This window comes from Arenimonas composti TR7-09 = DSM 18010, from assembly GCF_000426365.1.
In the GTDB taxonomy this organism is placed as follows: domain Bacteria; phylum Pseudomonadota; class Gammaproteobacteria; order Xanthomonadales; family Xanthomonadaceae; genus Arenimonas; species Arenimonas composti.
Map to the genome: position 1 here is coordinate 340,242 of NZ_AUFF01000003.1, position 23,155 is coordinate 363,396.

General features: G+C 70.6%; 20 protein-coding genes and 1 riboswitch. Of the genes, 6 read left to right on the plus strand and 14 right to left on the minus strand.

The genetic code is table 11. The annotated features are described in order from the left end of the window. Positions 1–29: 29 nt before the first annotated feature. The 5 genes from K311_RS0108375 to K311_RS0108395 are packed head-to-tail and all read right to left on the minus strand — an operon-like array spanning position 30 to position 5,045. Positions 30–2,207 (minus strand): type IV pilus secretin PilQ, encoded by a 2,178-nt coding sequence (locus K311_RS0108375; protein ID WP_081683361.1) that lies wholly within the window; start codon positions 2,205–2,207, stop codon positions 30–32. 15 nt (positions 2,208–2,222) lie between these two features. Next, on the minus strand, positions 2,223–2,714 hold the full coding sequence (locus K311_RS0108380) for a pilus assembly protein PilP (protein WP_026816934.1): 492 nt from the start codon (positions 2,712–2,714) through the stop codon (positions 2,223–2,225). Between the two features lie 26 nt (positions 2,715–2,740). Next, on the minus strand, positions 2,741–3,364 hold the full coding sequence (locus K311_RS0108385) for a type IV pilus inner membrane component PilO (RefSeq protein ID WP_051239772.1): 624 nt from the start codon (positions 3,362–3,364) through the stop codon (positions 2,741–2,743). Between the two features lie 14 nt (positions 3,365–3,378). Next, entirely contained in the window at positions 3,379–3,987 is a 609-nt protein-coding gene (locus K311_RS16110; protein WP_051239774.1) for a PilN domain-containing protein, read from the minus strand. Then, positions 3,987–5,045, minus strand: coding sequence for a pilus assembly protein PilM (locus K311_RS0108395; protein ID WP_026816936.1), 1,059 nt, complete (start codon positions 5,043–5,045; stop codon positions 3,987–3,989). Before K311_RS0108395 ends, K311_RS16110 begins: the two co-directional genes overlap by 1 nt. A gap of 241 nt (positions 5,046–5,286) precedes the next feature. On the opposite strand from K311_RS0108395, the gene K311_RS0108400 reads away from it, so the two are divergent. Continuing rightward, complete coding sequence (locus tag K311_RS0108400; RefSeq protein WP_026816937.1) at positions 5,287–7,788, plus strand: penicillin-binding protein 1A; 2,502 nt, start codon at positions 5,287–5,289, stop codon at positions 7,786–7,788. A 12-nt stretch (positions 7,789–7,800) separates the two neighbouring features. Then, positions 7,801–8,412 (plus strand): hypothetical protein, encoded by a 612-nt coding sequence (locus tag K311_RS0108405; protein ID WP_026816938.1) that lies wholly within the window; start codon positions 7,801–7,803, stop codon positions 8,410–8,412. Positions 8,413–8,497: 85 nt separating this feature from the next. Here the strand turns inward: K311_RS0108405 and K311_RS0108410 are convergent, their stop codons facing one another. From K311_RS0108410 to K311_RS0108450, 9 genes are all read right to left on the minus strand, one after another. After that, entirely contained in the window at positions 8,498–9,787 is a 1,290-nt protein-coding gene (locus K311_RS0108410) for a citrate synthase (protein WP_026816939.1), read from the minus strand. Positions 9,788–10,041: 254 nt separating this feature from the next. Further along, a complete protein-coding gene (locus K311_RS0108415) occupies positions 10,042–10,284 on the minus strand; it encodes a type B 50S ribosomal protein L31 (RefSeq protein WP_026816940.1) in 243 nt (80 codons plus the stop codon). A 132-nt stretch (positions 10,285–10,416) separates the two neighbouring features. Beyond that, the gene (locus K311_RS0108420) at positions 10,417–11,349 is read right to left on the minus strand and encodes a nucleoside hydrolase (protein ID WP_026816941.1); all 933 of its coding nucleotides are present in this window, start codon (positions 11,347–11,349) and stop codon (positions 10,417–10,419) included. Positions 11,350–11,385: 36 nt separating this feature from the next. After that, positions 11,386–13,491, minus strand: a complete 2,106-nt coding sequence (recG, locus tag K311_RS0108425) for an ATP-dependent DNA helicase RecG (RefSeq protein ID WP_026816942.1) — start codon at positions 13,489–13,491, stop codon at positions 11,386–11,388. A gap of 41 nt (positions 13,492–13,532) precedes the next feature. Beyond that, positions 13,533–13,916 carry a RidA family protein gene (locus tag K311_RS0108430; protein WP_026816943.1) on the minus strand — a complete coding sequence of 128 codons (384 nt, stop codon included), beginning with the start codon at positions 13,914–13,916 and terminating at the stop codon, positions 13,533–13,535. A gap of 39 nt (positions 13,917–13,955) precedes the next feature. After that, positions 13,956–16,133, minus strand: a complete 2,178-nt coding sequence (locus K311_RS0108435) for a RelA/SpoT family protein (RefSeq protein ID WP_026816944.1) — start codon at positions 16,131–16,133, stop codon at positions 13,956–13,958. Positions 16,134–16,263: 130 nt separating this feature from the next. Continuing rightward, a complete protein-coding gene (rpoZ, locus tag K311_RS0108440; protein ID WP_026816945.1) occupies positions 16,264–16,566 on the minus strand; it encodes a DNA-directed RNA polymerase subunit omega in 303 nt (100 codons plus the stop codon). A 102-nt stretch (positions 16,567–16,668) separates the two neighbouring features. After that, positions 16,669–17,280, minus strand: a complete 612-nt coding sequence (gmk, locus tag K311_RS0108445) for a guanylate kinase (protein ID WP_026816946.1) — start codon at positions 17,278–17,280, stop codon at positions 16,669–16,671. A 17-nt stretch (positions 17,281–17,297) separates the two neighbouring features. Further along, positions 17,298–18,161 carry a YicC/YloC family endoribonuclease gene (locus K311_RS0108450; protein WP_026816947.1) on the minus strand — a complete coding sequence of 288 codons (864 nt, stop codon included), beginning with the start codon at positions 18,159–18,161 and terminating at the stop codon, positions 17,298–17,300. Between the two features lie 78 nt (positions 18,162–18,239). On the opposite strand from K311_RS0108450, the gene rph reads away from it, so the two are divergent. From rph to K311_RS0108470, 4 genes are all read left to right on the plus strand, one after another. Then, complete coding sequence (rph, locus tag K311_RS0108455) at positions 18,240–18,971, plus strand: ribonuclease PH (RefSeq protein ID WP_026816948.1); 732 nt, start codon at positions 18,240–18,242, stop codon at positions 18,969–18,971. A gap of 139 nt (positions 18,972–19,110) precedes the next feature. Further along, entirely contained in the window at positions 19,111–19,716 is a 606-nt protein-coding gene (gene rdgB, locus K311_RS0108460) for an RdgB/HAM1 family non-canonical purine NTP pyrophosphatase (RefSeq protein ID WP_026816949.1), read from the plus strand. After that, positions 19,709–20,899, plus strand: coding sequence for a radical SAM family heme chaperone HemW (hemW, locus tag K311_RS0108465; RefSeq protein WP_051239776.1), 1,191 nt, complete (start codon positions 19,709–19,711; stop codon positions 20,897–20,899). The genes rdgB and hemW overlap by 8 nt, the downstream gene beginning before the upstream one ends. Before the next feature lie 3 nt (positions 20,900–20,902). Then, a riboswitch (cobalamin riboswitch) is annotated at positions 20,903–21,080 on the plus strand. A gap of 124 nt (positions 21,081–21,204) precedes the next feature. Next, positions 21,205–23,046, plus strand: a complete 1,842-nt coding sequence (locus tag K311_RS0108470) for a TonB-dependent receptor domain-containing protein (RefSeq protein WP_026816951.1) — start codon at positions 21,205–21,207, stop codon at positions 23,044–23,046. The last annotated feature ends 109 nt before the right edge of the window (positions 23,047–23,155 follow it).

Sequence of the window (23,155 nt, forward strand, 5' to 3'; positions counted from 1 at the left end):
CTGTCCCTGGTTCACTTCAACGTTGCCGCTCAGTTCGGACGATGCGCGACCGTCAGGATGCGCGGGGTCACGAAGATCAGCAGCTCGGCCTTGTTGACCGAACGGCCGCGGCTGCGGAACAGGTTGCCCAGCACCGGCACGTCGCCGAGGAACGGAACCTTGCGGATGTCCTCGCGGTTCTCGAACTCGTAGACGCCGCCGACCACGACCGTCTGGCCGTTGTCGATCAGCACGGCGGTGCTCACCTCGCGGCGGGCGATCTGCGGCACGAAGCCACCGGCCGGGTTGGCGATCAGGTCGCTGACCTCGTCCTTCTTCACCATCAGGTTCAGGTAGACGCGGCCGTCCTGGGTGATCGTCGGGGTGACCTTGAGCTCCAGCAGGACTTCCTTGAACTCGACCGTGGCCTGGGCGACACCGCCCGGGGTGGTCGCCGGCTGGATCGTCAGGTAGCCGACCTCGTCACCCTGGCGGATGACCGCTTCGCGCTGGTTGGCGGTGATGACGCGCGGGTTCGACACGACTTCACCGCGGCCTTCCTCTTCCAGGGCCTGCAGCTCGAGATCCATGCGCACGTCGCTACGCAGGATGCTCAGGTTGAACAGGCCGGCCGGCGAGGTGATCGGCAGCGCCACGTCGAAGCCGGAATCGGTCGTCGTGCCCGGGTCGCCCTGGTCGATGCCGTTGCGGTCGGAGACGCCGAAGCGGACGCCGAGCTCGCGGGCGAAGGTTTCCGTCGCGACCACGATGCGGGCCTCGATCAGGACCTGGTCGACCGGGCGGTCGAGGGTCGCCAGCAGCGCGCGGATCTCGTCGATCTTGCGCTGGGTGTCGATCAGCAGAAGCGTGTTGGTGCGGCTGTCGAAGCTGACGTTGCCGCGCGCCGACAGGAAGCCACGCAGGGCCACCGCGCCGCTGCCACCGGCCGCGGCCGAACCACCGCTGCCGCTGTTCTTGCTGTTTTCGGTCAGCAGCTTGGCGATGTCCTCGGCGTTGCCGTAGTTGATCGGAATGTACTCGGTGATCAGCGGCTCACGCTCCTCGAGCGCCATGCGGGCATCGGCGCGGGCCTTCTCGTAATCCGCGATCTCGGCCTGCGGCGCGACCCACACGACGTTGCCGTCACGGCGCTTGTCGAGCTGCTTGGCGCGCAGGACGATCTCGAGGGCCTGGTCCCAGGGCACGTTCACCAGACGCAGGGTGACGTTGCCGGAGACGGTGTCGGAAGCGACGACGTTGAGGTTCGACTCCTCGGCGATCAGCTGCAGGACCGTGCGCACCGGCACGTCCTGGAAGTTGAACGTCACCGGACGGCCCGTGTAGGTCTCCGGACGGTCGAGGTTGTCGATCGCACCAGCGGCGCGGGCATCACCGGCGGCGGCGATGACCGTGCCACGCTTCGGCGCGATCTCGACCACGTACTCGTTGCCGGTCTGGTAGGCCATCGACTCGTAGGCACCGCTGGTGTTGACCACCAGGCGGGTAGCGCCGGCATTGGCGCGCGGGTCGAGGCTGACCACGGGGGTGGCGAAGTCCGTCACGTCGAGCTGGCGGCGCAGGTTTTCCGGAATCGCCGCGTTGGCGACGTCGATGACGACCTGGTCGCCTTCGTTGCGCATGTCGGCGGCGGCGCCGTCGCCCGAGAAGCGCATGATGATGCGGCCCGCACCGTTTTCACCGCGGCGGAAGTCGATGTTGGCGACTTCCAGCGTGGCCGGAACGCGCTTTGTCGGATCGGAGGAATCGGCCAGCACATTGCTGCCGGCGGTCGGCGCCGCGGAAACCGCGCCGGCATCCACCGTCAGGATCAGCCGGTTGCCGTCGCTGCGCGCGGTGTAGCCGGCGGGCCGGAAGAGGTCGACGACGACACGCGTGCGGCCCGCGGCTTCGACCGCGGAGACCGCCGAGGTGGCGCCGCTGCCGATCACGACCCGACGCTGCTGCAGCGCGCTGGTGGTGTCCGGGATGTCCACCGCGATGCGCGGCGGAGTATCGGTGGTGAAGGCCTGGACCTCGCCCACGGGCTCGGCGAACTGCAAGGTGATGTCCACCTTGCCGCCCGGTGCGGACTCGTAGCGGACATCCTGGAGGACGTTGGCTGCCATGGCCGACAGCGACATCGCCATGCCGGCGGCGAACGTCCCTGCAGCCAGCCACCAGGTCCGCTTGCCGCCCTTCCCCTGGCCGATCGTCTTGTTAGCGGTCATCGTGCATTCCCCCAATCAATTGTCTTCAAGGGCGATCTTGGCTTGACGCTCAAGCCAGCCACCCGCCCCATCAGGTACGAGTTCCACCATTTCGATGCGGTCTTCGTAGACGCCGGTGACTCGACCGTCGCTGAGCCCCATGTAATTGCCCGGCCGGACCCGGTAGGTCACCCTGTCGGGGCCCATGACGAGACCGATCACATCCTGACCGGCACCGATGGTGCCGACCATGTCGAGACTGTCGAGCGGGAATGCCTCGAGCACTTCCTTGCGCCGGTCCGGGTCGGGCCGCAGTCCGCTGCCCTGTTCATCGGGGAGCGGCTGGGCGAACGGATCGCGCAGGGTCTGTGCGTTGTACTCGAACGTCTCGAAATTCCTCATCACCGGCAGCGGGTCCAGCGGCGGCGCGGGCTGCGCCTTCACTTCGGCGACCCACTCGCGCAGGTCACGGCTGTCACGCTTGCAGCCGGTGAGCGCCAGGGTGGCCGCGACCACCGCCACGGCCATCAGTGCCTTCTTCGGCGTGTTCGGGATCACTGCGCACCTCCGGTCGTCGCAGGGGCCGCGCCGGCCTGTTCATCCTCGTCGAGATAGCGGTAGGTCTTGACCGTACCCGCCAGGACGAGGGTGTTGTCGCCATTGCCACGCGGCGTCAGCGAGATGTCGTGCATCGTCATGATGACGACGCGGGGCAGCGAGGCCACACCGCTGACGAACGCGCCGAACTGGTGGTAGGTGCCCACCATGCGCAGCGAGATCGGCTTCTCGGCGTAGTACTGCAGACGGTTTTCCGGGCCGGGCTGGAACAGCTCGTTGTTGATGCCGCTGGCGAGAGCCGTCTGCGAGACGTCGACGATCAGGTCGGGCATCTCGTTCTTGCTCGGCAGCTGGCGCAGCATCTGCTGCAGCATCACTTCCATCTGCGCGAGCTGCTGCTTCAGGGGCTCGAGGTTCGCGGCGCGGCCCTGCTTCTCCTGGAAGTCGGCCCGCAGCGCCCGTTCCTCGGCTTCCTTCTGCTCGATGATCACGCGCTGGTCGGTCACCAGGAAATACCAGGTGGCGGCGATGATCACCGCCATCAGCGCGACGCAGGCGGCCATCTTGTACTGGATCGGCCAGTTGCCGGCGTTGTTGAAGTCGAGGTTGACGTCCTTCATGGACTTCTTGCTGCTCACTGGACACCTCCCGCGGCGGCAGGCGCGGCGGCAGCCGCTTCGACCGAATCGGCTTCGGGCGCGCTCGGATCACGCAGCTTGACGCTGAGCGTGAACACGTTCGGCAGACCGCGGTCGCTGCCCTTCGCCTCGATGATCGTCAGATCCGGATTCGTCATCCAGCCCGAGGCCTCGAGATTGCGCATGTAGGAGCTGACGCGGGCGTTGGACTGGGCGCTGCCCTCGAGGGTCAGCGTGTCGCCGTTCTGCTTGATCGAGCTCAGGCGCACGCCCTCGGGGATCGTGCGGACCAGTTCGTCGAACAGGTGCACCATCTGCGAGCGGCTGGCCTGCAGCTTCTCGATCACTTCCTTGCGGGCGATCAGGTCGGCGCGCTTCTTGTCCAGCAGCGCGATCTCGTCGATCTGCTTCTGGACCGCGGCGATCTCCTGCACCAGGTACTGGTTGCGCTCTTCCTGGCCGGTGATCTGGCCGTCGTGGTAGAGCCAGATCATCGCGCTGATCACGAGGCCGGCGAAGCCGGAAACGGCGAGCATGCTGACGAATTCCTGCTGGCGCTGCTTGCGCCGCTCGGCACGCCAGGGGAGTAGGTTGATTCTGGCCATCAGTCGAAGCTCCTCAGGGCCAGGCCGCAGGCGATCATCAGCGCCGGGGCGTCCTGCGCCAGGGCATGCGCCTGGACGCGGGGGCCGAGCGCCATGTTGGCGAGCGGGTTTGCGATGACGGTCGGGACACCGAGCTGCTCCTCGACCAGATTGCCGATGCCGGCGATCGAGGCGCAGCCGCCGGCCAGGACGACCTGGTCGACGCGGTTGTAGTCGCTGCCGGCGTAGAAGAACTGCAGCAGGCGCGACACCTGCTGGACCAGCGCTTCCTTGAACGGCTCGAGCACCTCGACCTCGTAGCTTTCCGGCAGGCCACCCTGACGCTTGGCCAGGCCGGCCTCGTCGTAGCTCAGGCCGTAGCGGCGCATCACCTCGTCGGTGAGCTGCTTGCCGCCGAAGACCTGCTCGCGGGTGTAGATGCTGCGCTGCCCGCGAAGGACGTTGAGGGTGGTCATGGTCGCGCCGATGTCGACCAGCGCGACGATCGCGTCCTTGGGCACCGACAGCTGGTCGGCGACCAGCTTGAAGGCGTTCTCCATCGCGAACGCCTCGACGTCGATCACCTTCGCGGTGAGGCTGCCGAGTTCCAGCGCCGACTGGCGCAGCTCGACGTTCTCGGTCCGCGACGCGGCCAGCAGCACCTGGTTCATCTCCGGGTTGTTCGGCACGGGGCCGAGCACCTCGAAGTCGATGCTGACTTCCTCGATCGGGAACGGGATGTAGTTCGAGGCCTCGAGCTGGACCTGGTCCTCCAGGGCGTCCTCGTCCAGGTCGCCCTGGATCGGGATCACCTTGGTGATCACCGACGACCCGGAGACCGCGGCCGCGGCGTGCCTGGCCTTGGTGCCCGATTTGGCCACCGCCCGCTTGATGGCCTCGCCCACCGCCTCGACCTCGACGATGTTCTTCTCGACCACGGCATTGGGCGGCAACGGCTCCACCGCGTAATGCTCGACGCGGTAGCGGCCGCCGGTTTCGGTGAGTTGCAGCAGCTTGACGGCGGTGGAACTGATGTCCACGCCGACCAGCGGTGTCTTGGCATTTCCGAAAAGACCCACGGTTTCTCCCCTTCCGACGGGCGCTTACACACGAATGGTGCGCCGTTACATTAAATAACGAAATTTTCCCGAATGGCAATGCCCCCCTGCCCCGGATGCTCGTGGACCCCTGCCCGCCGGCCCGGCGGGTTGCCTGTTAGACGAATTCGTTTCCCCGATCCGGCCGTCCCCGCGGCCAGAAGTCACGCCCCGTTCTATACTCCCTGCTCCATATCGATGTAAACCACGGGAGAGGCCCTGGATGGCCCGTTTGCTGCGCCTGCTCCGCCGGGCTCTGTACCTGTTCCTGGGCCTGGCGGTGCTGGGCATCCTGGCCATCGGGGTCCTCTACTGGCTGATCGCACCCCAGCTGCCGGACGTCCGCGAACTGCGCAACGTGCAGTTGCAGGTACCCCTGAGCATCTACACCCGCGACGGCAAGCTGATGGCGCTGATCGGCGAGACCCGGCGCTTCCCGGTCGAGATCGAGCAAGTGCCGGAGCACGTCAAGAACGCCTTCATCGCGATCGAGGACGCCAACTTCTACGAGCATCCCGGCATCGACTGGCGCGGCATCAGCCGCGCCGTGTGGCTGCTGGCGACCACCGACGACCAGCGCGTGCCCGGCGGCAGCACGATCACCCAGCAGGTCGCGCGCCAGTTCTTCCTGAGCCCGGAGTACTCGTACACGCGCAAGGTCCGCGAGATCTTCCTGGCGCTGAAGATGGAGAACGAGCTGACGAAGGACGAGATCCTCGAGCTCTACCTGAACAAGAGTTTCTTCGGCAACCGCGCCTACGGCATCGCCGCCGCCGCCGACTACTACTACGGCAAGACCCTCGACCAGCTGAGCCTCGACGAAGCCGCGACGCTGGCCTCGATTCCGAAGTTCCCGTCGACCGGCAACCCGATCATCAACCCTGGGCGCGCGCAGGTCCGCCGCGACTACACGATCGAGCGCATGCTCGAGCTCGGCATGATCTCCGAGGCCGAGGCGCGCGCCGCGACCGCGGCGCCGATGCATGCCAGCCCGCACGAGCCGCGCATCGAGGCGGAAGCGCCCTATGTCGCCGAGATGGTCCGCGCCGAGATGGAGCGCCGCTACGGCGCCGAAGCCACGACCAGCGGCCTGCGCGTCTACACCACCGTGGACAGCACCCACCAGGCCGCCGCCGCCGCCGCGGTGATGCAGGGCCTGCTCGATTACGACCGCCGGCACGGCTGGCGCGGCGCCGAGGCGCACCTGGAGCTGGCGGCGGATGCCGACGACGCCGCCCTGCGCGAGCAGCTGAGGGCCTACCCGGCCCTCGGCGGCCTGCCGGCCGGCGTCGTGTCCGGCTTCGAAGGCGAGGCCGCGCGCGTGGTGCTGGCGGCGGGGGAACCGGTACTGCTCGACGCCAAGGCGACGCGCTGGACCGGCAAGAACCCGCGCCAGCTGCTGACCCGCGGCGACGTCGTGCGGGTCGCGACGCTGCCGCCGGCAGCGCCGAAGCCGGGTGCCGCGCCGCCGGAAACGCCGCCGCCGCCGGAGTACGTGGTCGCACAGATTCCCGCCGCGCAGGCGACCCTGGTGTCGCTGCAGCCCGAGGACGGGGCGATCCGCGCCCTCGTCGGCGGCTTCAGCTTCGGCCTCAACAAGTTCAACCGCGCGACCCAGGCGCAGCGCCAGCCGGGCTCGAGCTTCAAGCCGTTCCTGTACGCGGCCGCGTTCGAGCGCGGTTTCTCGCCGGCCAGCATCGTGCTCGATGCGCCGGTGGTGTTCCGCGACCGCGCCGGCAACGTCTGGCGGCCGCAGAACGACGCCGGCAATTTCGCCGGGCCGATGCGCCTGCGCGAGGCGCTGGTGCAGTCGCGCAACCTGGTGTCGGTGCGCCTGCTCGACGCGATCGGCGTCGATTTCGCGGTGCGCTACATCACCAACTTCGGCTTCACCCAGGAGAGCCTGCCGCCGAACCTGTCGATGTCGCTGGGCACCGCGTCGCTGACGCCGCTGTCGATCGCCCGCGGTTATTCGGTGTTCGCCAACGGCGGCTACCTGGTCGAGCCGTGGTTCGTCGAGCGCGTGGTGGACCGCAACGGCGTCGAGCTGTCGCGGACGAATCCGGCCCGCGCCTGCGCCGCCTGCCCGGGCCGCCTCGCCGGCGAGCGGCGGGAGACCACGGTGGTCGACGGCTTCGACTTCGGCCCGGCGAGCACGCCGGCACCACCGGTCGCCGCCGGCAGCGAGGACAGCGAAGCCGCTCCCGCGCCGGTGGTCGACGGCCCGGTGAACCTCGCCCCGCGCGCGATCGACGAGCGCACCGCCTTCCTGATGCGCTCGCTGATGCGCGACGTCGTCCGCCGCGGCACCGCGACCGCCGCGCGCGTGCTCGAGCGCGAAGACCTCGGCGGCAAGACCGGTTCGACGAACGAACACCGCGATGCCTGGTTCTCAGGCTTCGGCGGCGACCTGGTGACGACCGTCTGGGTCGGCAAGGACGACTTCAAGACGCTCGGCAGCCGTGAGTACGGCGGCCGCGCCGCGCTGCCGATCTGGATCAGCTACATGCGCGAGGCGCTCGCCGGCGTCCCGGAAGCCGACCAGACGCCGCCGACCGGCGTGATCACCGCGACCATCAGCCCGGCCACCGGTCGGCTGGTTCCGGAAGGCACGCCCGGCGGCATGACCGAGTTCTTCAAGACCGAAGACTACGAGCGCGTCACGAGCAGTGGCTTCGAATTGGACCCGGCGTTGAGCGAAGAGGAAGCGTTCGACATCTTCTGACCGGGAGGGCGCATGGCCCGACGCGACGAGCCTGCGATCCGGCGCCAGCGCGCCAGGATCGCCGACGAGGTGGCCCGGCTGCTGGCCGAGGGCGCCGAGAGCGACCCGGCGCGGGCGCGCCGCAAGGTCGCCGAACGCCTCGGTGTCCGCGACGAGGCCGCCCTGCCCGGCGGCGACGAGATCCGCGCTGCGGTGCTCGCCTACCGGCAGCTGTTCGCTCCCGCCGATGGTGGCCGCCTGCGCGCGCAGCGCGAGGCCGCGCTGGCGGCGATGCAGCACTTCGCCCACCTGGATCCGCGTCTGGCCGGCCCCGTCCTCGACGGCAGCGCCGATGCGCGCACACCGGTCACCCTGCACCTGCACGCCGACGACCCGGACGCGGTGACGCATGCGCTGCTCGAGCGTGACGTGCCGGCGCGGCAGTCGCAGGCAGCGGTGCGCCTGGACCGCCGTCAGCGCATCGACGTGCCCGCCTGGCGGTTCAGTGCCGGCGGCGTCGATTTCGAGCTGCTGCAACTGCCGCTGTCGGCGGCGCGGCAGGCGCCCTGGGATCCGCTCGAAGACCGCCCGCTGGAACGCGCCGGCATCGCCGCCCTGCGGCGGCTGCTCGACGCGGCGGGTTGAGCGCCGCCAGGACGCGCATTCCACGACCCGGAAACGACGACGCCCCGCCGGAGCGGGGCGTCTGCAAAGCGCGGCGTGCCGTGACTCAGCGCTTGTCGGCCGGCACGTAGTCGCGCCGGTCGGCGCCGGTGTAGATCTGCCGCGGACGGCCGATCTTGGCTTCCGGATCGTTCTGCTGCTCCAGCCAGTGCGAGACCCAGCCGGCGGTGCGCGCGATCGCGAACATCACCGTGAACATCTCGGTCGGGATGCCGAGCGCCTTGTAGATGATGCCGCTGTAGAAGTCGACGTTCGGGTAGAGCTTGCGCTGGATGAAGTAGTCGTCCTTCAGCGCCGCCTCCTCGAGCCGCATCGCGACCTCGAGCATCGGATCGTCGACACCGAGTTCGGCCAGCACCTTGTGGCACATCTCGCGGATGATCGTCGCGCGCGGATCGAAGTTCTTGTAGACGCGGTGGCCGAAGCCCATCAGGCGGAAGCCCGAGTTCTTGTCCTTGGCGCGGTCGACGGCCTTGGCGACGTCTTCCGGGCGGCCGATTTCGGCGAGCATCTTCAGCACCGCCTCGTTGGCACCGCCGTGGGCCGGGCCCCAGAGCGCGGCGACGCCGGCGGCGACGCAGGCATACGGATTGGCGCCGGTGGAACCGACCAGACGCACCGTCGAGGTCGAGGCGTTCTGCTCATGGTCGGCGTGCAGGATGAACAGCAGGTCCAGCGCCCTGGCCGCGACCGGCTTGAGCTCGAGCGGGCCGCTCGGCACCTCGAACATCATGTGCAGGAAGCGCTCGACGTACTCGAGGTTGTTGCGCGGATAGCGCACCGGCCAGCCGATCGAGTAGCGGTAGCAGGCGGCGGCGATCGTCGGCACCTTGGCGATCAGGCGAATCGCGGCCAGGCGGCGCTGCTCCGGATCCTCGAGGTCGAGACCGTCGTGGTAGAAGGCCGCGAGCGAGCCGATCATGCCGCAGAGCATCGCCATCGGATGCGCGTCGTGGCGGAAGCCGCCGAGGAAGGCCTTGAAGGCCTCGTGCATCATCGTGTGGTGGGTGACTTCGTGCTCGAACTTCGCGAACTCGTCCTTGGTCGGCAGCTCGCCGTTCATCAGCAGGTAGCTGACCTCGAGGAAGCTCGACTGCTTGGCGAGCTGCTCGATCGGGTAGCCGCGGTACAGCAGCACGCCCTCGTCGCCGTCGATGTAGGTCACCGCGCTGCGGCAGCTGGCGGTGGCGACGAAGCCCGGGTCGTAGGTGAAGAGCCCGGTTTCCTTCGGCAGCTTGCCGATGTCGATGCACGGGGCGCCGAGCGTGCCGGTGTGCACGGGAAGCTCGACATTCTTGCCGCCAGCGGCGAGCGCGACGCTCTTGAGGTCGGTCACGGGAAGACTCCTGTCTCGAAGGCGAAGCCGCGCCGCGGAAACTCCCGGCGAAGGCGTTCGCGATGGTTCTTCGGCAACCACGCGGAAGCGCCGGCCACCATTCGGCGAAGTATCGCACAGCCCCGCGGCGCCGACACCGACCGGAACCCGGTTTCGCGAAACCGGTTACGGAACGCCGCGTCGCGGCCCGGAACGACGAAGGCCGCCCGGAGGCGGCCTTCGCGGCGAACCGGCCCCTCGCGGGGCGGCGCGGATTACTTGGCGTAGCGCTTGCGGAAGCGGTCGACGCGGCCGCCGGTGTCGAGCACCTTCTGCTTGCCGGTGTAGAACGGGTGTGAGGCGGACGTGATGTCGACCTTGATCAGCGGGTATTCGTTGCCGTCCTCCCACTTGACCGTCTCCTTGCTGGAGAGGGTCGAACGGGTCAGGAACGCGAAGTCGGAGGACAGGTCCTGGAAGACGACTTCTTTGTAATTCGGATGGATGTCGGCCTTCATGGCTTGGAACTCCGCCGGGTGCTGGAATGAAAGAAGCGGGATTATAGGGGGCCGGCGGACCCCGCCGCAAGCTGCGACCCCGTCTGCCGCGCCGGCCGCGCGGCCTTCACGGCCTGCGCGGGAGGCCGCGGTTCAGGCGCCGAGGGCCTCGCGCACCTGCGCCGCGAACAGCGCCGGGTCGTAGTCCAGCACGATCCGGGCGTTCTCCGGCCGGCCGCTCCGGCGCTGCCAGTCGACCACGGTGGCGCCGCGTGACAGCCGGCCCTCGAGTTCGACCGCCAAGTGGCGGGTTTCGGCCCGGCGAACGCCTTCGGGCTGCAGCGCCACCGCCATCGCCAGCGCATCGGCGCTGTGGAAACCGTGCGGGTCCCGGGCCATCGACCATTGCCGCGTGTGCCGGGAAATCCCCTCGTAGAAACGGGCGCGGGCATCGTCGGCCTGCAGCCAGGCCTCGAGGCTCCCGCGTGGCAGGGGATGCCGCACGACGGCCTCCCAGTCCGCCAGCTCGAACTGCGGGAAGGCGCGGAAGACGACCTCGGCGGCCTCGGGATCGAAGCCGATGTTGAATTCGGCCGGGATCGAGGTATTGCCCTGCCCGGTCACCGCCCCGCCCATCACCACCAGGCGGGCGATCCGCTGCGGCAGTTCCGGGTCCAGGCGCAGGGCCAGCGCGACATTGGTCAGCGGTCCGAGGGTCACCAGCACCAGCCGGCCCGCGTGCTCGCGGGCGTGGCGGACGATCGCCAGCGCCGCGTGCTCGTCGGCGGCGGCGCGCGCGGCCGGCGCGTAGCCGGTATCGCCGAAGCCGTCGCGGCCATGCACGTAGGCAGCGTCGGCGGCCGGGTGCACCAGCGGCACCGGGCAGCCGGGATGGACGGGCACGTCGACGCCGGCGACCTCGCAGAGCTTCAGCGCGTTCGCGACCGTGTGGTCGAGGCCGACGTTGCCGGCGGCGATGGTCAGGCCGAGCAGGCGGTGCCGGCGGTCTGCGAAGGCCATCAGCAGGGCCAGGGCGTCGTCGACGCCGGGGTCGGTGTCGATCAGCAGCGGGATGGGGTCGTTCATCGCCGGATTATCGCGGGTTCGCCCGGCGGCGTCGCCTCAGGCCCCGGCGAAGCGGGCGGCGGCGCCGACCCAGCGCGCGACGAGGCGGTCGGCGACCTGCGGATCCTGCGCCAGCAGCGCGTCGGCGATCTCCTGCACGTGCGGCAGCAGCGCGGCGTCGCGGCCGAGGTCGGCGATGCGAAAGGCCGCGAGTCCGGTCTGGCGGGTGCCGAGCAGTTCGCCGGGCCCGCGCAGTTCGAGGTCCTTCTCGGCGATCAGGAAACCGTCGGTGCTCGCCCGCATCACCTCCAGGCGTTCGCGCGCCATCGCCGACAGCGGCCCCTTGTACATCAGCACGCAGCTCGAGGCGGCGGCGCCGCGACCGACGCGGCCGCGCAGCTGGTGCAGCTGCGCCAGGCCGAGGCGCTCGGCGTTCTCGATGATCATCAGGCTGGCATTGGGCACGTCGACACCGACCTCGATGACCGTCGTCGCCACCAGCAGCTGCAGCTCGCCGGCCTTGAAGCGGGCCATCACCGCCTGTTTCTCCGCCGGCTTCATGCGCCCGTGCAGCAGGCCCAGGCGCAGGCCCGGCAGGGCCGTGCCCAGCAGTTCGAAGGTCGACTGCGCGGCCTGCGCCTCGACCTCCTCGCTGTCCTCGATCAGGGTGCAGACCCAGTAGGCCTGGCGGCCCTCGGCACAGGCCGCCTGGATGCGCGCGACGACCTCGCCGCGCCGGTCGGCGTTGACCGCGACCGTCGTCACCGGGGTACGTCCCGGCGGCATCTCGTCGATCACCGACACGTCGAGGTCGGCGTAGGCCGACATCGCCAGCGTGCGCGGGATCGGCGTCGCGGTCATCACCAGCTGGTGCGGCACGCGGTCGCCGGCCAGGCCCTTGTCGCGCAGCGCCAGCCGCTGGTGCACGCCGAAACGGTGCTGCTCGTCGACGATCGCCAGCGCCAGCCCGGCGAACGCGACCTGCTGCTGCATCAGCGCGTGCGTGCCGACGACGATCTGGGCGCGGCCATCGGCGATCCGCGCCAGCGTGGCCGTGCGGGCGCGGCCGGTGACCTTGCCTGCCAGCCACGCGACCTCGACGCCGAGCGCGTCGAACCAGGCGCGGAAGTTCGCCAGATGCTGCTCGGCCAGCAACTCGGTCGGCGCCATCAGCGCGACCTGGTGACCGGCGGCGACGACATCGGCGGCGGCGAGCGCCGCCACCACCGTCTTGCCGCTGCCGACGTCGCCCTGCACCAGCCGCAGCATCGGCTCGGGCCGGGCGATGTCGCCGGCGATCTCCTGCAGCACGCGCTGCTGCGCGCCGGTCAGCGCGAACTTCAGCCGACCGCGCAGGTCCTTGGCCAGGCGGCTGCCGGGACGCACCGCGGCGGCCCCATGCCGACGCAGCGCGACCCGCTGCCGGCGCAGGCTCAGGGTGTGCGCCAGCAGCTCCTCCAGCGCCAGCCGGCGCAGCGCCGGATGGCTGCCGTCGGCGAAACCGGCGAGCTCGTCGCCCGGCGGCGGCCGGTGCGCGAGCAGCAGCGCCTCGCGCAGGCCCGGCAGGCCGAGCCGGGCGCAGGCGTCGGCGGGCAGCAGTTCGAGCGTGGCGGCGTCCGGCAGCCGCTGCAGTGCCGCGTCGACGAGGCGCGCGAAGCTCGCCGGGCCGATGCCATCCACCGTCGGATACACCGGGTCGAGGCGGTCACCCGGCACCACCACCGCGTCCTCGGCGAGCAGGCGATAGCTCGGGTGCACCATCTCCAGCCCATGCAGACCCGGACGCGCCTCGCCGAAACACAGGATCCGCCGGCCGGGCGCGAACTGCGCCAGCTGCGCGCGATTGAAGTGGAAGAAGCGCAGGGCCAGGCCGCCGCGCGAGTCGTCCGCGACCACGATGCGCAGCGTGGGTCGGCCGCGGAATCCGCGCTCGACCGCGACCACCCGCCCCAGCACCTGCGCCGTCATGCCGGGCCGCAGCGCCGCGACCGGCGTCAGTCGGGTGCGGTCCTCGTAACGCAGCGGCAGCTGGAACCAGAAGTCCTGGACATGCAGCAGGCCGCGCGCCGCCAGCTTCTCCGCGACCGCCGGTCCCACGCCCGGGAGGGTCGACGCCGGCTGCAGCTGCGGATCGACCGCGGGCGATTCCTTGCGCTTGCGCATCCGCGAAGGATGCCGGCAACGCGCCGGCACCGGAAGCCGGTTCAGCCGAGCTGCATCACCGCGTCGACCTCGACGCGCGCGCCGCGCGGCAGGCCGGCGACCTGGATCGTCGAACGCGCCGGATACGGGGCGTCGAAGTATTCGGCCATCACCGCGTTCACCTGCGCGAAGTCGCCCAGGTCCATCACGTAGATGCCGACGCGCACGACGTCGGCGAGCGAGCCACCGGCGGCCGCGCAGACCGCGGTGAGGTTGTCGAACACGCGGCGGGTCTGGGTCGCGATGTCGCCGTCGACCAGTTCGCCGGTCGCCGGGTCGAGCGGGATCTGGCCGGACAGCCACACGGTGCCGCCGGCGCGAACCGCCTGCGAATACGGGCCGATCGCGGCCGGCGCGCGGTCGCTGCTGACGGGTTCACGGGCCATGGCGGATCTCTCGGAAAGGGAGCGGCGATTGTAGGCCGGCTACATCCGCTGCACACCGTGCACGACGCCGAGCCGGCGGATCCGCCGGATCACGTCGGCCAGATGCTTGCGGTTGCGCACCTCGATCGAGAACTCCATCACCGAGATCGCGACGTCGCGTTCGCGGTACTCCACCGAGTCGATGTTCGAGTTGCTCTCGGCGACCGCGGCGGCGACCTGGGCGAGCACGCCCGGCTTGTTCTCGACCTCGATGCGCAGGCCGACGCGGTAGTCGCCCCGGACGTCGCGGTCCCAGGCCATCGGTACGCAGCGCTCCGGGAACTTGCGGTATTCGCCGACGTTCGGGCAGTCGAGCCGGTGCACCACCACGCCCTTGCCGGCGCTGAGGAAACCCATGATCTCGTCGCCGGGGATCGGGTGGCAGCACTGCGCGAAGCTCAGCACGCCGCGCTCGCCGCCGGAGATCGTGATCCGTTCGGTGGACGGCGCCGCGGACGATGCCGGCCCCTCCTCCTGCCCGTGCACCATCAGCCGTGCGACCTGCGCCGGCATGCGGTTGCCGAGCGCGATGTCGGCCAGCAGGTCCTCGAGACGGCGATAGCGCATGTCGGCGAGCAGTGCCTCCATGCGTTCCGCCGGGATGCGGTCGAAGGAGCTGTCCTGGTTCTCGAGCGCGCGGTCGAGCATGCGGTGGCCGAGATCGACGGCGTCCTCGTGCTCGAGCCGCTTCAGGTAGTGGCGGATCGCGGTGCGCGCCTTGCTCGACACGACGAACTCCAGCCACTGCGGGCCCGGCGCCGCCGACGGCGCGGTGATCACCTCGACGCTCTGCCCGCTCGCCAGCTTCGCGCGCAGCGGCACCAGCTTGCGATCGACGCGGGCGGCGACCGCGTGGTTGCCGACGTCGGTGTGCACCGCGTACGCGAAGTCGAGGGCGGTGGCGTTGCGCGGCAGCGCCAGGATGTCGCCCTTCGGGGTGAACAGGTAGACCTCGTCGGGGAACAGGTCGACCTTCACGTTCTCGAGGAATTCCAGCGACGAACCGGCGGCCTGCTGGCTGTCCATCAGGTTGCGCACCCAGTCCTGCGCGCGCGCCTGCGCGGCGCTGCCGCCGCTGCCGGCGGACTTGTAGACCCAGTGCGCGGCGATGCCGCGTTCGGCGACCAGGTCCATGTCCTCGGTGCGGATCTGCACCTCGACCGGCGCGCCGTAGGGACCGAACAGCACGGTGTGCAGGCTCTGGTAACCGTTCGCCTTCGGGATCGCTATGAAGTCGCGGAAACGCGCGTCCAGCGGCTTGTACAGCGAATGCACGGCGCCGAGCGCGTGGTAGCACTGCATCACCGTCGGCACGACGATGCGGAAGCCGAAGACGTCGAGCACCTGCTCGAGCGATTTGTTCTCCTGGCGCATCTTCGTATAGATGCTCCACGGCGACTTCACCCGGCTCACCAGCGTGTGGCGCAGGCCTTCCTGCGCGAGCCGCTGCGCCAGCTGCGCCTCGATCGTCGCCAGCGCCTCGCGGCGCATCACCGGCTGCGCGGCGATGCGCCGGCGGATCACCTCATGCCGGAACGGATACAGGGCGCGGAAGCCGAGATCCTGCAGTTCGGCCTTGATCTTGTTCATGCCCAGGCGCTGGGCGATCGGCGCGTAGATCTCCAGCGTCTCGCGGGCGATGCGCCGGCGCGACTCGGTCGCCATCGCGTCGAGGGTGCGCATGTTGTGCAGGCGGTCCGCGAGCTTGATCAGGATGACGCGCAGGTCGCGCGCCATCGCCAGCATCATCTTGCGGAAGCTCTCGGCGGCGGCCTCCTGGCGGTCGCGGAACTGCAGCTTGTCGAGCTTGGTGACGCCGTCGACCAGCTCGGCGACGGTCGGGCTGAACTCGCGCTCGATCTCGGTGCGCGGCAGCGCGGTGTCCTCGAGCGCGTCGTGCAGGATCGCCGCGCACAGCGTCTCGGCGTCCAGGCGCAGCTCGGCGAGGATCGTCGCGACGGCGACCGGATGGGTGATGTAGGGCTCGCCGCTCTTGCGGGTCTGGCCGTCGTGGGCGCGGGCGCCGACCTCGTAGGCGCGGCGGACCCGGCGCACCTGGTCGGACGGCAGGTAGTCGCGCAGGCGCTTTTCGAGGGCGTCGACGGCGTCCGGACAGGGGTCCGGGCAGGCGTCCGCCGTGGCCGCGGCACGGGTCTGCGGGGGGGAAAAATGCGACATGCCGGCAGGTTACGCGGCGCGCCGGGGAGCGGCAACGGCGCCGCCGAGCGCCATTCACGTGACGAAAAAAAACGCGCCGGCGAACCGGCGCGTCTTCATCCCGGCCTCGGGCTGATCGGCCCGGGGCGACTCAGAGGTCGTCGCCGCCCTTGCCCAGGTCGTCGTCGACGACTTCGGCGGCGGCCCACTCCAGCGCCTCGCGCTCGGCGCGCTCGCGCTCGGCCTTCTCGACCTCGTCGATCAGCTTCTGGTCGATCCGGCGACCGGCGATCTCGCGCAGGGCCAGCACGGTCGGCTTGTCCTGCTGCTCGCTGTTGTCGATGGTCGGCTCGACGCCCTTCGCCAGCTGGCGGGCGCGCTTGGAGGCCATCAGGACCAGTTCGAAGCGGTTGTCGACGACCGCCAGGCAGTCTTCCACGGTGATGCGGGCCATTGAGGGTCTCGGGGGGTTGCGAGGACCGGCGATTGTACGGAATCCCCGCCCGCGGGGCAAATCCCAGGGGGTGGGGCGAGTTCGTCCCCCTAGGCTCAGGCTTCAGGCGAGTAGGTCGCGGATCAGGGCCGCGTGGCGCCTGGCCTGCGCTTCCCGGCGCAGGCGGTGGGCGACGAAGATCGAACGCAGTTCGGCGGCGGCGGCGTCGAAGTGCTCGTTGACGATCACGTAGTCGAACTCGTCGTAGTGCGACATCTCCTCGCGCGCGGCGGCGAGCCGGCGGGCGATCGTCTCCTCGCTGTCCTGGCCGCGGTTGCGCATGCGCTGCTGCAGCGCCTCCTTCGACGGCGGCAGGATGAACACGCTGACGCTGTCGGGCACCTTCTCGCGCACCTGGCGGGCGCCCTGCCAGTCGATCTCCAGCAGCACGTCCTTGCCGGCCAGCAGCTGCGGCATCACCGACTGCTTCGCGGTGCCCTTGTAGTCGCCGTGCACCAGCGCGTGCTCGAAGAAGTCGCCGGCGGCGATCATCGCCTCGAACTCCGCCTTCGTGACGAAGTGGTAGTGCTGGGCGTGCCGCTCGCCCGGGCGCGGCGCCCGCGAGGTGAACGAGATCGACAGCGCGATGCCCGGCTCCTTGGCCAGGGTGGTGTTGACGAGGCTGGACTTGCCGGCGCCGGACGGCGCGGCGACGACGAACAGGGTGCCGGGCAGCGGCGCGTCGGGGGTGTTCATTCGAGGTTCTGCACCTGCTCGCGCAGCTGTTCGATCAGCACCTTCAGTTCGACCGCGGCCTGCGTGGTGCGCGCGTCGACGGACTTGGAGCCGAGGGTGTTGGCCTCGCGGTTGAATTCCTGCATCAGGAAATCGAGCCGGCGGCCGACCGCCTCCGGCAGGCCGAGCACACGTCTGGCCTCGGCGACGTGGCTGTCGAGGCGGTCGAGTTCCTCGTCGACGTCCATCTTCTGCAGGTTCAGCACGATCTCCTGCTCCAGCCGGCCCGGATCGAGCGGCTGTTTCAGGTCGGCCAGGCGGGCGTCGAGGCGGGCGCGCAACGCGGCGCGGATGTCCGGCAGCCAGGCGCGCACCTGGGTGGTGATGCGTTCGATGCCGTCGAGGCGCTCGCGCATCACCGCGGCGAGCTTGCCGCCCTCGCGCTCGCGCGCGGCGACGAACTCGCCCAGCGTGCGGTCGAGCAGGGCCATCGCCTCGGCCTGCAGGCCGGCGTGGTCGAGCGGATCCTCGTGCACGACGCCGGGCCAGGCCAGCAGCTCGGTGAAGCTGGTGCGCAGGCCAGGGAAGCGCTGCTGGGTGTCCTGTGCCAGCGCCGCGAGTTGCCCGAGCAGGCCGTTGTCGACCTTCAGTTCGCCGCGCGGGCCGGCGGCCGCGCGAAAGCGCAGGGTCAGGTCGATCTTGCCGCGCGACACCTTCGACGCGACGCGCCCGCGCATCGCCGGCTCGATCGCACGCAGTTCCTCGGGGGCGCGCACGCTGAGTTCGTGGAAGCGATGGTTGACCGCGCGCAGTTCGCAGGCGAGCGTGCCGCCGGTGGCGGGCGCCTCGCAGGCGGCGAAGGCGGTCATGCTGCGGATCATCGTCCGTTCCGGGTGGCAGGGAGGGCGAATGGTAGTCTAGCCGGCCTGCGCCCGCCCGCTCCGCCCCGGAATTCCGTGATGACCGTCTCCCTTCGCCCCAGTGGCCGCACCCCGGCGCAGCTGCGCGACATCCGCATCGAACGCGGCTACACCCGCCACGCCGAAGGCTCGGTGCTGATCTCCTTCGGCGACACCCGCGTGCTGTGCACCGCCAGCGTCGACAACAAGGTGCCGGGCTTCCTGCGCGGCAAGGGCGAAGGCTGGATCACCGCCGAGTACGGCATGCTCCCGCGCGCCACCAACACCCGCAACGACCGCGAGGCGTCCCGCGGCAAGCAGGGCGGCCGCACGCTCGAGATCCAGCGCCTGATCGGCCGCGCGCTGCGCGCCTGCGTCGACCGCCGCGCGCTCGGCGAACGCACGATCACCCTCGACTGCGACGTGCTGCAGGCCGACGGCGGCACCCGCTGCGCGGCGATCACCGGCGCCTACGTGGCGCTGTGCGATGCCACGGCGTGGCTGAAGAAGCGCGGCGACATCGGCCGCGATCCGGTGGTCGGCGCGGTCGCCGCGGTCTCGGTCGGGCTGTGGCAGGGCGTGCCGGTGCTCGACCTCGATTACCGCGAGGACAGCGCCTGCGACACCGACATGAACGTGGTGATGAACGACGGCGGCGGTTTCATCGAGATCCAGGGCACCGCCGAGGGCCACGCCTTCCGCCGCGACGAACTCGACCGGCTGCTCGAACTCGCTGGCCAGGGCTGCAACGAACTCATCGCCCTGCAGCGCGCCGCGCTCGCGCAGCCTTGAACGAACGAACAACGGCTTCGCCCGGATCGAAGCCGATCAGGTTCGAACCGGGGCCCAGGTTCCGTCCCAGTGCCATGGTGTCCGGCGAAAACCGCAACGAACTGCGAAACCAATCCGAGAGAATCCGGGCGAATCCGTTGTGAACAAGTCCCCCCGCCGTGTGGTCCTGGCGACATCCAACGCCGGCAAGCTGGCCGAGCTGCGGCCGCTGCTGGCCGATGCCGGTTTCGCGCTGGTGGCACAGTCGGAACTGGGCATCGACGACGCCATCGAGGATGGCCGCAGTTTCGTCGAGAACGCGCTGATCAAGGCGCGACACGCTGCCGCCGCCAGCGGCCTGCCGGCGATCGCCGACGATTCCGGGCTGGTGGTGCCGGCGCTCGGCGGCGCGCCGGGGCTTTACAGCGCCCGCTACGCCGGCGCCCACGGCGACGCGGCGGCGAACATCCGCAGGCTGCTCGGCGAACTCGCCGGCCGACCCGGGGGCGACCGCCGCGCCTACTTCCACTGCGCGCTGGTGCTGCTGCGCCACGCCGACGATCCGCAGCCGCTGATCGCCGAAGGCAGCTGGCACGGCCGCGTGCTCGACGCCCCGCGCGGCGACGGTGGCTTCGGCTACGACCCGGTCTTCCTGGACGAAGAACACGGCCTCACCGCCGCCGAACTCCCCGCGACGACCAAGAACGCGATCAGCCACCGCGGCCGCGCGATCGCCGCCCTGCGCGCCCGACTCGGCGATGTCTGAGCCGGACAGCCGCGGGGACGCGACGACGCCGGCGCTGATCCCGCCGCCGCTGTCGCTGTACATCCACATCCCGTGGTGCGTGCGCAAATGCCCGTACTGCGACTTCAACTCGCACGGCCAGCGCGGCGAGCTGCCGATCGGTGAATACGTCGCCGCGCTGGTGCGCGACCTCGAGCAGGACCTGCCGCTGGTCTGGGGCCGGCCGGTGCACAGCGTGTTCTTCGGCGGCGGCACGCCGAGCCTGTTCCCGCCGGCGGCGATCGGCGACATCCTCGCCGCCTGCGCCGCGCGCCTGAAGTTCCACCCGGGCGCCGAGATCACGCTGGAATGCAATCCCGGCACCGCCGAGCACGGCCGTTTCGAGGGCTACCGCGCCGCCGGCGTCAACCGCGTCAGCTTCGGCATCCAGAGCTTCGACGACGGCTGCCTGCAGCGGCTCGGGCGCATCCACGACAGCCGCGAGGCGGAAGCGGCGGTGAAGCTGGCCCAGGACGCCGGCCTCGACAACCTCAACCTCGACCTGATGTACGCCCTGCCCGGCCAGGACCTGGCGATGGCGCTGCACGACATCGAGCGCGCGATCGCCCTGCAGCCGGCGCACGTGTCGCACTACCAGCTGACGCTCGAGCCGAACACGCAGTTCGCCGCGCGGCCGCCGGAAGGGCTGCCGGAGGAGGACGCCGCCTGGGACATCCAGGAAGCCTGCATCGCCCGCCTCGCCGACGCCGGTTACGCCCAGTACGAGGTCTCGGCCTATGCCCGCACCGGCCGGCAGTGCGCGCACAACCTCAACTACTGGCGCTTCGGCGATTACCTGGGCATCGGCGCCGGCGCCCACGGCAAGATCAGCGACGGCGCCAGCGGCACGATCCGCCGGCGCTGGAAGCCGAAGAACCCGCGCGACTACCTCGCCCACGCCGGCACCGCGGCCGGCATCGGCGGCGACGATCCGATCGCGCCGGCGAACCGGCCGTTCGACTACATGCTCAACGCCCTGCGCCTGGTCGAGGGCTTCGCGCTGCGCGATTTCGAGGCCCGCACCGGCCTGACGCGCCGCGCCATCGCCGGCGAACTGGCGACCGCGCGCGAACGCGGCTGGCTCGAGGGCGACGGCGAGTACCTGCGCCCGACCGAGCTGGGCCGCCGATTCACCAACGACGTCATCGCCCTCTTCCTGCGCTGAGCGCTAGAATGCGCGGCCCCTGGTGACGGGAAGCCGGTCGAACTCCGGCGCTGCCCCCGCAACGGTAGGTCAGGACATCCTTCCAGCAAGCCACTGTGCCGCCGGCATGGGAAGGCGGAAGGACCGGCACGGCGACGTGCCACTGGCGAGCCCGGAGACCGGCCAGGAGCGGCCGCCGCCTGTCGGCGGCCACCACGGCACGTCGCGGAGGGCGACGGGGCGGCGTCGGCCCCCGTCGGGCTTCCGTTTCCCCGTTTTCTCCGCCGCGTGTCTTCCCGCGGGTGTGCGATTCCAGGAGAAGACCGATGTTCCGCCATGTTCCCCCCCACCGCCGGCGCGCCGCCGCGCGGCCGTCCCTCGCCGTCCTGCCCGCCGCGCTGCTGCTGGCGACCGCGGCCCAGGCCACCTCGCCGACGAAGCTCGACACCGTGCAGGTCACGGCCAGCCGCGTCGAGCGTCCGCTCGACGAGTCGCTGGCTTCGGTCACCGTGCTCGAGCGCACCGACATCGAGGCCAGCCAGGCCCCGGACCTGATCGACCTGCTCGGCCGCCAGGCCGGCATCGACGTCGCCCGCACCGGCGGGCACGGCAGCGGCAGCGCCCTGTTCATGCGCGGCGGCAACTCGACCCACACCCTGGTGCTGGTCGACGGCATCCGGGTGAACTCGACCGGCCAGGGCGTGTTCGACTTCGCCCACCTGCCGCTGGAGCAGATCGAGCGCATCGAGATCGTGCGTGGGCCGCGCGCCTCGGTCTGGGGGTCGGATGCGCTGGCCGGCGTCATCCAGATCTTCACCCGCGACCCGTCCGCGGCCTCGGCCCGCGCCTGGGCCGGCAGTTACGGCCGGGTCGGCGCCAGCGCCGGTGCCGGCTTCGCCGGCGAGCGCGGCGGCTTCGGCGTCACCGCTGGCTACGACCATGCCGACGGCTTCTCGGCCACCAACCCGCTCGCCTGGGGCCACGACCCCGACGACGACGGTTACCGCAACGCCAACCTGAGCCTGCGCGGCCGCACCACCGTCGGCGGCCACACGCTGGCGGCGACCGCGATCGCCACCCGCGGCACCGTGCAGATCGACCAGGGCGTGACCCGCGCCCGCAATTCCTCGGGCGGGGTCACCCTCGCCGGCCGGCTCGGCGGCGACTGGCGGCATGAGCTGGTGCTCGGCCACGCCCGCGAGGACCTCGACACCCTGGCCGCCTTCAGCCACGCATTCCGCAGCCGGCGCACCAGCGTCGACTGGCTGCACGACGTCGCCACCGGCACCGGCACCTCGCTGCGCTTCGGCCTGAACTGGCAGCGCGAGGACGGTGTTTCGAGCAATGCCTTCGACGGCGTGATCTTCGACGGCGACCGCGACAGCACCGGCGTCTTCGTCGCCTGGGGCGGGCGGGTCGGCGCGCATGTATTCGACCTCGGCGCCCGCCGCGACCACAGCAGCCAGTACGGCGACGCCGACACCGGCCACGCCGGCTGGGGCTGGGACCTCAGCGACACCCTGCAGTGGCGGCTGAGCTGGGGCGAGGGCTTCCGGGCGCCGAACTTCAACGAGCTCTACTACCCCGACACCGGCTACGGCTACGGCGGCGACCCGGACCTGCGCCCGGAGCGCTCGCGCACCTGGGAAGCCGGGCTCGACTGGCGGCCGGCGCCGGCGCACCGGCTCGGCCTGTCGGCCTACCGCTCGCGGGTGCATGACCTGATCGCCTTCGCCGCTCCCGGCACCAACAACGCGATCAACATCGATCGCGCCGAACTCGACGGCGTCGAACTCGAATACCGCTGGTCGGACGGCGGCTGGAGCGCGGGTGGCAACCTCGCCTGGCTGTCGGCCGAGGACGCCGCGACCGGCCAACGCCTGCTGCGCCGCGCCGACCGCAAGGCGCATGCCGATATCGGCCATGTCTGGGACAGCGGCCTGTCGCTGGGTGTCGACGTCGACCATGTCTCCGACCGCCCGGACTACGGCGCCCACCTCGACGCCTTCACCCTGGTGCACCTGCGCCTGGGCTGGGAGCTTGCGCCGCGGTGGCGGCTCGAGGCCCGGGTCGAGAACCTCGGCGACCGCGACTACGCCTGGGTCCACGGCTACAACACGCCTGGCCGCAGCGTGCTGCTCTCGCTGTCCTGGGACGCTGCCCGCTGAGCGCACGATCGCCGTCGCCGGCTTTCACGGCGACGGCGTCGACCCCGCGCCCGGGCTGGCCGTCGTCGCGGCGGTGTGCCTAGAATCGTGCAGGGGAATCTGAATGGAG